Genomic DNA, 10100 nt, shown 5'->3' on the forward strand with positions numbered 1-10100 from the left:
GGTGGCTAGGTCACGCGCGTCGAGCGCACGCTGATCCACGCACCGAGCACGAGCAGAACGACCGCGACGGCCTGCGCCGGATGCGCCTCGACGCGGCCGCTCGCGAGCAACAGCAACGTGGACAACAGCGGCGCGGCGTACGAGAGCGTACCGAGCAAGGCGAGATTGCCGCGCTTGGTCCCCGAATCCCACAGCCAGAATGCGGCACCGCCCGGACCGAGACCCATCAGCACGAGCATGCCCCACTGCCCGGGCGTCGGGGCGACCGTGGCTTCGAAAGCGAGATGCGTCGCGAGGGCGAGCACGGCGACGACCAGGCACGGCGCAACACCGCGGCGCTCGGCACGTCGCGGTAGCGACGATTCAGGACCGAATACGCCGCCCACGTCAGTGCTGCCGCGAACGCGGCGAGGTAGCCTGCCCGATGCGCGGGATCGAGCGCGAGCGATTGCCCGCGCGTCAGCATCACGACGACACCGGCGAGGCCGATCAGCGTGCCCGCCACGGCGCCCGCACGCAGGCGCTCGCCCGGCAGCAGCGCCGCGAACACGACGATCAGCAGCGGCCACAGGTAGTTGACGAGATTGGCCTCGAGCGCCGGCGCATGGCGGAACGCGACGAAGTACAGCGCGTGGTAGCCGTAGAGCGCCACGGTCGCGAGCGCGAACGCGCCGACCGGCTGGCGCAGGACCGCGAGCCCGGCCCTTCCCTTCGTGACGAGCGCGAGCATGCCGGCCATGCCGGCGATGCCGAAACTCGTCGCGAGCACCTGGAACGGCGGCAGCACGGCCGTGCCGAGTGCGAGCACGGCCAGCGACGACCACAGCACGATCGCGGCGATGCCGTGCAGTGTCGCGGAGGCAGCGGGAGGCGTTTCGCGGGTCGCGGTCATGAAGGTTCGTGGCGGGACGACGCGGCGCAGTCTAGACGGCCAAGGCGCCCGCGCAAGCATCCGCGTGGTGCATGCCCTCGTCGAGGATCGCGGCTCTCGTGCGCGACGGGCTGCGTGCTTCACGCTTCGTGCCCGATCTGCGAGACTGCCGCGTTGCCACGCTGCCGCCGCTTCTGCCATGCCCTACACGCCCATCGTCGCCACGCTCGGCTACGTGCTCTCGCCGGACCGCACGAAGGTGCTCATGATCCACCGCAACACGCGTCCCGACGATCATCACCTCGGCAAGTACAACGGCCTCGGCGGCAAGATGGATCCGGACGAGGACGTCGTCGCCTGCATGCGCCGCGAGATTCTCGAGGAAGCCGGCATCCACTGCACGGCGATGCGCCTGCGCGGCACGATCAGCTGGCCGGGCTTCGGCAAGCACGGCGAGGACTGGCTGGGTTTCGTATTCGTGATCGACGCGTTCGATGGCGTCGCCGCCGAGAGCAATCCCGAAGGCACGCTCGAGTGGGTCGAACTCGATCGACTCATGGACCTGCCGATGTGGGACGGCGACCGCCATTTCCTGCCGCTCGTGTTCGACGACGATCCGCGCGCGTTCCACGGCGTGATGCCCTACCGCGACGGCATGCCCGTGTCGTGGAGCCTCTCGCGCATCTGAGCGCGACAGGGGACCCGCGCGCGTACTCCGCAGCCGCGCACCCGCTCCGTGGACACACCGCTCTTCTGTGCGCGCATTCCCTTCACGCAAAAAAAAGCAGCACCCCTCGCGGGGTGCTGCATCAAATGACGCCGACATCGCGTCCGTGGGAGAGTTCGTTGGTGTGGTGCAGCCCGCGCGCTTACCAGTAGAACTGCGCGCGCGCCTCGACGATGCTCGGATCGTCGTCGACACCGCGGCGCGTGCTGGTCGCCTTGACGTAGTTGACAGCGAACTTGAAGTTCGAACGCCAGTACCAGTTCACGCCGGCGGTCACGTTGTGGCCTTCGCCACCGAGGATCGCGCCGTCGTCGAGGTTGGTCTTGTCGTAGCGCAAGCCGAGCTGCCACATGCCGGTCTCGGGATTCTCGGGCAGCGGCGTGGACGGCAGACCGCCCTTGTAGCTCCAGGTCTCGCCGGTCAGGTTCCACACGCCGTACAGGTACCAGCTGTCGCCTTCGAAATCCGGCGCGGTGGTGTTGTCCGTGCGCTTCGTGCGACCACGCATGTACTCTGCCTGGACCTTGAACGGACCGCCGACCCAGAGGCCTTCGAGGCCGTAGGTGCGGTTGCGGTCGGCATTGAGGATGTTGCCCGTGTCGAGCAGGCGGACCGTGGCGAGGTCCGCATCCGGGCGCACGCGCCAGCGCTGCGTGTCGGCGTCGGTGTCGTAATCGACGGCCGAGATGCCGAAATGCAGGATGTTGCCGTTCTCGCGCATCGGCGCGTAGTAGAAGCGGCCACCGAAACCCTGGCCCTGCGCGAGGTTCGGCGTGAGTTCGCGACCGAAGTAGCTGATCGCGTAACCCCAGTCGCCGGCGTCGTCGCTGTAGCCGATACCGGTACGGCGCGCGATGCCGAACAGGTTCGTCACCATCGCCTTGGAGATGAAGTCGTTGTGGCGCGTGCTGGTCAGCTCCTCGAGGCTGTTCGGCTGCTTGAACTGGCCGAAGGTCAGCGCATTCGTGCCGAGCTTCCACTTGACGTTGACGTCGAGGAACTTGTCGGCCTTGCCGTCGTAGCCGAGCGTCCAGTCGAACGTCGTGCCCTTGCCCTTGAGGATGACCTCGGAGCGGCGCATTTCGAACTCGGTGTCGTCGCCGTTGATGCCGACGCCGTTGAGGTCGGCGACGTCGTTGTGGAACCAGTTGCCGTCGGCCTGCATGAGGCCTTCGAGGCTGACTTCGCTGCCGAAGATCACGTCGAGGGCGATTTCCGCGTGCGCCGGCGCGGCGATGGCGGCGGCGACAGCCAGGACCAGGAGCCGTGGAGTGAAGCGGTTCATTGTTGGATTCTCGTTAACGGGGGAGGCGGCGCGCAGTCTCTGCCCGTCCTGTTGCATCTGCATTGCGCGATTGCGACGGTTCGATGACAGTCGATATCCGCATTTGGCGCAGTGCAGCGCGACATATTCCCGTTCGCTTCATGCTCATGCCGCCACGATCGACCGGTCGACGCGACGCCACGTGCGGCGTCGACCCAGCGGACGGGTCCGCTCCCCACACGCAACGGAGAGTCTTCAAATGTCCAACCATGTCAAACCCCTCGGCGTCGCGCTCGGCACGGCCCTGCTCGGTTCGATCTCGCTCGGCCAGCTCGCGGTCGCGAGCGATGGCTTCAAGGCCGCCGACCTCGGCTCCGGCTATGCCGTGGCGATGGCCGGCGACAAGGCGAAGGAAGGCAAGTGCGGCGAAGGCAAGTGCGGCTTCTCCAAGCTCGACACCAACGGCGACGGCACCATCTCGGCCGCCGAGTGGACCGCCGCGAAGCCCGACAAGGCCGACAAGTGGGCCAAGCTCGACGCGGACGGCGACGGCAAGGTCACCCAGGCCGAGTGGGACGCCGCGCACAAGGGCAAGGAAGGCAAGTGCGGCGAAGGCAAGTGCGGCTCGAAGAAGTCCTGACGACCGCCGATGCAGCGTCTGCGTGACGTGATCGACGGCGCAGGCCTCGGACTGCGACGGGCCCTGATCGGCCCGTTGCAGTCGCGTCCCGATGCGGCCGTCGACTTCCTCGAGATCGCACCCGAGAACTGGATCGGGGTCGGCGGGCGGCTCGGTCGCCAGTTGCGCGAACTCACCGAGCGCCATGCGTTCGCCTGCCATGGATTGTCGCTGTCGCTGGGTGGCCCTGCCCCGCTCGACCAGACCCTGCTGGTGCGGATCCGGCGCTTCCTCGACGCGCACGGCATCAAGGTCTACTCCGAACACCTCTCGTGGTGCGCGGACGACGGCCACCTCTACGACTTGCTGCCGATCCCGTTCACCGAAGAGGCGATCGGACACGTGTCGGAGCGCATCCGCCGCGCACAGGACATCCTCGGCCGGCGCATCGCGGTCGAGAACGCCTCGTACTACGCCGCGCCGGGCGCGCGCATGGGCGAGATCGAATTCGTGACCACGATCCTCGAGCGCGCCGACTGCGACCTGCTGCTCGACGTCAACAACGTCTACGTCAACAGCATCAATCACGGCTACGACGCCGACGCGTTCATCGCCGCGATGCCGGCCGAGCGCGTCGCCTACCTGCACGTCGCGGGACATTACGAGAAAGCGCCCGATCTGCTCGTCGACACCCACGGCGCCGATGTCTGCGCGGAGGTCTGGGCACTGCTGGAACGCACGTACGCGCGGCTTGGCCCGCTCCCCACGCTGGTCGAGCGGGACTTCAACCTGCCTCCGCTCGACGAACTGCTCGGCGAAGTCGCGCGCGTGCGTTCGCTGCAGTCCCGTCACGACGCCCCGCCCCGTGTCGACGCCGTTGCCCACCGCGCCTGAGGCAGGTTCCACGGCCGCGCTGCAGGTCGCGTTCGCGGCGCACTTGCGCGACCCCGACCGTGTCGCCGCGCCTGACGGACTCGACGACCGGCGCGTCGCCGTGTATCGCGAGCTCGTCTTCAACACGATCGAGGACCTGCTGGCAAGCAACTTCCCCGTGCTGCGCAGCCTGCATGACACGCCGGCATGGCTCGTGCTCGTGCGTGCGTTCCTGCGCGATCACCGCAGCCACACGCCGTTGTTCACCGAGGTCGCACGCGAGTTCATCCGATTCCTCGAGACACGTGCCGTCGCCGCTGCCGGCGATCCCGAGTGGTTCGTCGAACTCGCCCACTACGAATGGAGCGAGCTCGCGCTCATGCTCGACACCGCGCGTGCCGACGAGGTCGCGCACGATCCCGAAGGCGACGTCGTGGACGGTGTTCCGGTGGTGTCGCCGCTCGCACGCCTGCTCGCCTACCGCTTCCCCGTTCACGCGATCGGCCCGGCGTTCCGCCCCTCCGGCGTGCCCGACGCGCCGACGCTGATCGTGCTGTCGCGCGACGGCGGCGACGAAGTTCGCTTCCTCGAAGTCGAGCCGCTCACGGCGATGCTGTTCGAGCGACTCGTCGCGAACACCGAGCTCGCCGGTGGTGCCTGCCTGGACAGGCTTCTCGACGAACTCGGCCGTGACGACGAAGCCTTGCGTGCTGCGGGTCGCGACATGCTGCGGGGCCTCGCCGCGCGCGGCGTCGTGATCGGCACGCGCCCCGCGACGCAGCGCCACGGCGTGCCCTGACGCACCTCGTCGATCGGCCCGATCCGCTATGCTCGGCGGATGCCTGCTTCCGATTCCCCCCGCATCGCCGAGCGTTTCCGCGGTTTCCTGCCCGTCGTCGTCGACGTCGAGACCGGCGGTTTCGATTCCGAGCGCGACGCGCTGCTCGAGATCGCCGTCTGCGTCGTCACGATGGACGCCCAAGGCTTCGTGCACCCGGCGCCGATCGTGTCGACGCATGTCGTGCCGTTCCCGGGCGCCAACCTCGACCCGCGCGCACTCGAGATCACCGGCATCGATCCGGACCATCCGTTCCGCAACGCGCTCGAGGAGCGCGCCGCCCTCGAACATGTCTTCGCGCCCGTGCGCAAGGCCGTGCGCGAGGCGGAGTGCCAGCGCGCGATCCTGGTCGGCCACAACGCCGCGTTCGATCTCGGCTTCCTCAATGCGGCGCTGCGCCGCACGGGCTACAAGCGCAGCCCGTTCCACCCGTTCAGCAACTTCGACACGGTGACGCTGGCCGGGCTCGCCTACGGGCAGACCGTCCTCGGCCGGGCCGTCGCCGCGGCCGGACTCGACTGGGACGGAAGCCAGGCGCATTCGGCGGTCTACGACACCGAACGCACGGCCGAACTGTTCTGCCGCATCGTCAACCGCTGGAAGCAGCTCGAGGACGCCGCCGCGCCGCCCGCCTCGGTCGAGGCCTGGCTGCCCGCCGAGTCGGCTTGAAGCCGCCCGCCGGCTGCCCCACCCTCATCCCATGCCGATCTACGCCTATGCCCCGCTGGCCCAAGGTTGCCCCGCGTGTCGCGACGGGATCGAGGTCCTGCAGCGCCTCGCCGACGCGCCACTGACACATTGCGAGGCCTGCGGGGGGCCAATCGGGCGTGTCCTGGGAGCGCCGAGCGTGGTCATGGGCGGTGCCCACCGGCTCAAGGAAGGCCACGTCGCCAAGCACGGCTACACCCAGTATCGCCGTGCCGGCAAAGGGGTTTACGAGAAGACCGCCGGCAAGGGCCCGGACATCATCACGGGCGACTGACGCCGGCACGCGGCGTGACGGCTGTAACACGACTGAAATATTACAATCATGGTTCTGCAACCCGGGACGACTACAAAGGCGGCGTTTCCTCCGCCCCATTCCGTCATCCAAGGAGTTGCCGCGTGTCCTTCCCGACCTCCCTGCGCGTCCTCGCGTTCGGCCTCGCCACCGTCATCGGCGCCAGCAACGCGAACGCTGCCGACGTCACCGGCGCCGGCGCCTCGTTCGTGTTCCCCCTCATGTCCAAGTGGTCGGCCGACTACAGCGCCGCCAAGGGCCACAAGGTCAACTACCAGTCGATCGGCTCGAGCGGCGGCATCGCCCAGATCAAGGGCGGCACCGTCGACTTCGGCTCGTCCGATGCCCCGCTGAAGCCGGAAGACCTCGCTTCGGCCGGCCTCGTGCAGTTCCCGTCGACGATCGGCGGCGTGGTGCCGGTGATCAACGTCGCCGGCGTCGAGCCGGGCAAGCTCAAGCTCAGCGGCCCGGTCCTCGCCGACATCTTCCTCGGCAAGGTCACCAAGTGGAACGACGCCTCGATCGTCGCGCTCAACGACGGCGCGACCCTGCCGGACACCAAGATCACGATCGTCCACCGCTCGGACGGTTCGGGCACGACGTTCAACTTCGTCAACTTCCTCTCCAAGGTCAGCCCGGAGTGGAAGAGCTCCGTCGGTGAAGGCACCTCGGTGCAGTGGCCGGCCGGCCTCGGCGGCAAGGGCAACGAAGGCGTCGCCGCCTACGTCAAGCAGGTCAAGAACTCGATCGGCTACGTCGAGCTGTCGTACGCGCTGCAGAACAAGATGACGTACACGCAGATGCAGAACGCCGCCGGCAAGTTCGTCTCGCCGAGCGCCGAGTCGTTCGCGGCCGCCGCGGCCAGCGCCGACTGGGCCAACGCGACCGACTTCAGCCTCGTCATCACGAACGCTCCGGGCGACGAAGCGTGGCCGATCACGGCGACCAACTTCATCCTCATGCACGCACAGCCGAAGAACGCCGAGCGCTCGAAGTCGGCCCTCGAGTTCTTCTCGTGGGCGTACGAGAGCGGCAAGTCGCAGGCCACCGCGCTCGACTACGTGCCGCTGCCGGACGCACTCGTCACGCAGGTCAAGGCCTACTGGGCCGCGAAGATCAAGCAGTAAGACCGCACCATCGGCGCCGCCGTCCCGCGAGGACGGCGGCGCTTTCGCACACCCGTCCGCTCCTTCCGCCTCTCCTTCACCCAGGCCTGCCCCGGCCGCGGATGCCATGACGACGACAGCCGCTCCTGCCCTACCGATCCACGCCCGCGCCAAGCGCGACGAATCCCAGGACCGCGGCTTCCGCTGGATCCTCGCCATCACCGCCTTCCTCGTCCTGATCGCGCTGGCCGGCGCCGCACTGTCGATGCTGTGGGGAGGCCGCGAGGTGCTCGCCCTGGAAGGTTGGCGCTTCTTCTTCTCGACCGAATGGAATCCGGTCGAAAACCGCTACGGCGCGCTCGTGCCGATCTACGGCACGCTCGTGACCGCGCTCGTGGCGATGATCATCGCGGTGCCGATCAGCTTCGGCATCGCGCTCTACCTGACCGAGGTCGCCCCGGCCTGGCTGCGCGGACCGGTCGGCTCCGCGATCGAACTGCTCGCCGGTATCCCGTCGATCATCTACGGCATGTGGGGCCTGTTCGTGCTCGTGCCGGTCATGACCGAATACGTGACGCCGTGGCTCAACGACCACATCGGCACGCTGCCGGTGATCGGCGCCCTGTTCCAGGGCCCGCCGCTCGGCATCGGCATGCTCACCGCGGGCTTCGTGCTCGCGATCATGGTGATCCCGTTCATCTCGTCGGTCATGCGCGAGGTGTTCCTGACCGTGCCGACGCGCCTCAAGGAGTCGGCCTACGCGCTCGGCGCGACCAAGTGGGAAGTGGTCTGGGATGTCGTGCTCCCTTACACGCGCTCGGCGGTCATCGGCGGCGTGTTCCTCGGCCTCGGCCGTGCGCTCGGCGAGACCATGGCCGTCGCGTTCGTGATCGGCAACACGGTGCGCTTCTCGCCGTCGCTGCTCGAGCCCGGCACGACGATCGCGGCGCTGATCGCCAACGACTTCGCCGAAGCCACCGATACCTACCGCTCGGCGCTGCTGCTGCTCGGCTTCGTCCTGTTCATCGTGACGTTCATCGTGCTCGCCGCGGCCCGCCTCATGCTGCTCCAGATGTCCCGCAGGGAGGGTGCGCGATGAGCGCCGTACCGTCGATCGTCGATTCACCCGTCGCGCGCCGTCTCTACCGCCGCCGCGCGATCGTCAACCGCGTCGCCCTCGTGCTGTCGTGCACGGCTGCGCTGTTCGGCCTGTTCTTCCTGACCTGGATCCTGTGGACCACGATCAGCAAGGGCATGGGCGGCATCAGCCTCGCGCTGTTCACGCAGACGACGCCGCCGCCGATGGAAGAAGGCGGCCTCGCGAATGCGTTCTTCGGCAGCGCGGTCATGTGCCTGCTCGCCATCCTGATCGGCACGCCGCTCGGCATCGCCGCTGGCACCTGGCTCGCCGAGTACGCCGGCGCGCGCAAGATCGGCACGGTGATCCGCTTCGTCAACGACATCCTGCTGTCGGCGCCGTCGATCGTGCTCGGCCTGTTCGTCTACACGATCGTGGTCGCACAGATGGGCGGCAGCTTCTCGGCGCTCGCGGGCTCGATCGCGCTGGCCTTCATCGTGCTGCCGGTGGTCGTGCGCACGACCGACGAGATGCTGCGCCTGGTGCCTTCGCAGATGCGCGAGGCCGCGCTGTCGCTCGGCATCCCGCAGTGGAAGGTCATCGTGCAGGTGCTCTACCGCGGCGCCTCGGCCGGCATCGTCACCGGCATCCTGCTCGCGCTGGCCCGCATCAGCGGCGAGACCGCGCCGCTGCTCTTCACCGCCTTCGGCAACCAGTACTGGAGCATGGACCTGACGCGGCCGATGGCCAGCGTACCGGTGGTCATGAACCAGTTCGCCGGGAGCCCATACGAATCGTGGCAGACGCTCGCATGGGCCGGTGCGCTCGTGCTCACCGTGTTCGTCCTGCTGCTGAGCCTTCTCGCGCGCGCCATCCTCCTCAGGAACAAGATCAGCCATGACTAGCCAACTCGCCCTCTCGACCCCGGTCGTCGGCTCGGCGTCGCGTCCCGCCGATGCGGCTGCGGCGCCCAAGATGTCGGCGCGCAACCTCAACTTCTACTACGACGGCTTCCACGCGCTCAAGGACGTCAACCTCGACATCGCCGAGAAGCGCGTCACCGCGCTGATCGGCCCGTCGGGCTGCGGCAAGTCGACGCTGCTGCGCATCTTCAACCGCATCTACGCGATCTACCCGAAGCTCGAGGCACGCGGCGAGGTCATGCTCGACGGCGAGAACATCCTCGACGCGAAGTACCCGCTCAACCGCCTGCGCAGCAAGGTCGGCATGGTGTTCCAGAAGCCGGTGCCGTTCCCGATGTCGATCTACGAGAACATCGCCTACGCGATCCGCCATTACGAGAAGCTTTCGAAGGCCGAGATGGACGTGCGCGTCGAGCAGGCGCTGCACCAGGGCGCGCTGTGGAACGAGGTCAAGGACAAGCTCAAGCAGAGCGCGCTCGGCCTCTCCGGCGGCCAGCAGCAGCGCCTGTGCATCGCGCGCGCCGTCGCCCTCAAGCCCGACGTGCTGCTGCTCGACGAGCCGACCTCGGCGCTCGACCCGATCGCCACCGGCAAGATCGAACAGCTCGTCGCCGAGCTCAAGGACCACTACACGATCGCGATCGTGACCCACAACATGCAGCAGGCGGCACGCTGCTCGGATTACACGGCTTTCATGTACCTCGGCGAGCTCGTCGAATTCGGCGAGACCGAGAAGCTCTTCACCAAGCCCGTGAAGCAGCAGACCGAGGACTACATCACCGGCCGCTTCGGCTGAGGACG

Annotated in this window: 13 protein-coding genes and 1 pseudogene; 11 read left to right on the top strand and 3 right to left on the bottom strand. The window is 67.9% G+C overall.

Annotated elements, in window-relative coordinates; translation table 11 throughout:
- Window positions 1-5 precede the first annotated feature (5 nt).
- Both ACQQ2N_RS18725 and ACQQ2N_RS18730 read right to left on the bottom strand, forming a co-directional pair.
- Window positions 6-305 carry an EamA family transporter gene (locus tag ACQQ2N_RS18725; protein ID WP_440223090.1) on the bottom strand — a complete coding sequence of 100 codons (300 nt, stop codon included), beginning with the start codon at window positions 303-305 and terminating at the stop codon, window positions 6-8.
- Window positions 227-892: a DMT family transporter gene (locus ACQQ2N_RS18730; protein WP_440223091.1), complete on the bottom strand. Its 666-nt coding sequence runs from the start codon at window positions 890-892 to the stop codon at window positions 227-229. The genes ACQQ2N_RS18725 and ACQQ2N_RS18730 overlap by 79 nt, the downstream gene beginning before the upstream one ends.
- Before the next feature lie 178 nt (window positions 893-1070).
- Here ACQQ2N_RS18730 and ACQQ2N_RS18735 point away from each other — a divergent pair, with 178 nt between their 5' ends.
- Window positions 1071-1559 carry an NUDIX hydrolase gene (locus tag ACQQ2N_RS18735; RefSeq protein ID WP_440223092.1) on the top strand — a complete coding sequence of 163 codons (489 nt, stop codon included), beginning with the start codon at window positions 1071-1073 and terminating at the stop codon, window positions 1557-1559.
- Window positions 1560-1740: 181 nt separating this feature from the next.
- Here ACQQ2N_RS18735 and ACQQ2N_RS18740 read toward each other — a convergent pair whose 3' ends face one another.
- Window positions 1741-2883 carry an OprO/OprP family phosphate-selective porin gene (locus ACQQ2N_RS18740; RefSeq protein ID WP_440223093.1) on the bottom strand — a complete coding sequence of 381 codons (1143 nt, stop codon included), beginning with the start codon at window positions 2881-2883 and terminating at the stop codon, window positions 1741-1743.
- A 238-nt stretch (window positions 2884-3121) separates the two neighbouring features.
- On the opposite strand from ACQQ2N_RS18740, the gene ACQQ2N_RS18745 reads away from it, so the two are divergent.
- The 10 genes and pseudogenes from ACQQ2N_RS18745 (at window position 3122) to pstB (ending at window position 10095) form a co-directional block, all read left to right on the top strand.
- On the top strand, window positions 3122-3502 hold the full coding sequence (locus ACQQ2N_RS18745; protein ID WP_440223094.1) for an HvfA family oxazolone/thioamide-modified RiPP metallophore: 381 nt from the start codon (window positions 3122-3124) through the stop codon (window positions 3500-3502).
- Between the two features lie 9 nt (window positions 3503-3511).
- Window positions 3512-4375, top strand: coding sequence for an HvfB family MNIO-type RiPP peptide maturase (locus ACQQ2N_RS18750; protein WP_440223095.1), 864 nt, complete (start codon window positions 3512-3514; stop codon window positions 4373-4375).
- The gene (locus ACQQ2N_RS18755; RefSeq protein WP_440223096.1) at window positions 4359-5153 is read left to right on the top strand and encodes an HvfC family RiPP maturation protein; all 795 of its coding nucleotides are present in this window, start codon (window positions 4359-4361) and stop codon (window positions 5151-5153) included. Before ACQQ2N_RS18750 ends, ACQQ2N_RS18755 begins: the two co-directional genes overlap by 17 nt.
- A 39-nt stretch (window positions 5154-5192) precedes the next feature.
- Complete coding sequence (rnt, locus tag ACQQ2N_RS18760) at window positions 5193-5861, top strand: ribonuclease T (protein WP_440223097.1); 669 nt, start codon at window positions 5193-5195, stop codon at window positions 5859-5861.
- A 31-nt stretch (window positions 5862-5892) separates the two neighbouring features.
- Window positions 5893-6039, top strand: a pseudogene (locus tag ACQQ2N_RS18765) (FmdB family zinc ribbon protein); the annotation flags it as partial.
- 6 nt (window positions 6040-6045) lie between these two features.
- The gene (locus tag ACQQ2N_RS18770; protein WP_440225826.1) at window positions 6046-6174 is read left to right on the top strand and encodes a hypothetical protein; all 129 of its coding nucleotides are present in this window, start codon (window positions 6046-6048) and stop codon (window positions 6172-6174) included.
- A 173-nt stretch (window positions 6175-6347) separates the two neighbouring features.
- The gene (pstS, locus tag ACQQ2N_RS18775) at window positions 6348-7319 is read left to right on the top strand and encodes a phosphate ABC transporter substrate-binding protein PstS (protein WP_440225800.1); all 972 of its coding nucleotides are present in this window, start codon (window positions 6348-6350) and stop codon (window positions 7317-7319) included.
- 106 nt (window positions 7320-7425) lie between these two features.
- Entirely contained in the window at window positions 7426-8397 is a 972-nt protein-coding gene (gene pstC / locus ACQQ2N_RS18780; protein ID WP_440223098.1) for a phosphate ABC transporter permease subunit PstC, read from the top strand.
- Window positions 8394-9281, top strand: coding sequence for a phosphate ABC transporter permease PstA (pstA, locus tag ACQQ2N_RS18785; RefSeq protein WP_440223099.1), 888 nt, complete (start codon window positions 8394-8396; stop codon window positions 9279-9281). The genes pstC and pstA overlap by 4 nt, the downstream gene beginning before the upstream one ends.
- On the top strand, window positions 9274-10095 hold the full coding sequence (gene pstB, locus ACQQ2N_RS18790) for a phosphate ABC transporter ATP-binding protein PstB (RefSeq protein WP_440223100.1): 822 nt from the start codon (window positions 9274-9276) through the stop codon (window positions 10093-10095). Before pstA ends, pstB begins: the two co-directional genes overlap by 8 nt.
- Window positions 10096-10100 lie beyond the last annotated feature (5 nt).

Source organism: Dokdonella aquatica (assembly GCF_051987395.1).
GTDB lineage: Bacteria > Pseudomonadota > Gammaproteobacteria > Xanthomonadales > Rhodanobacteraceae > Dokdonella.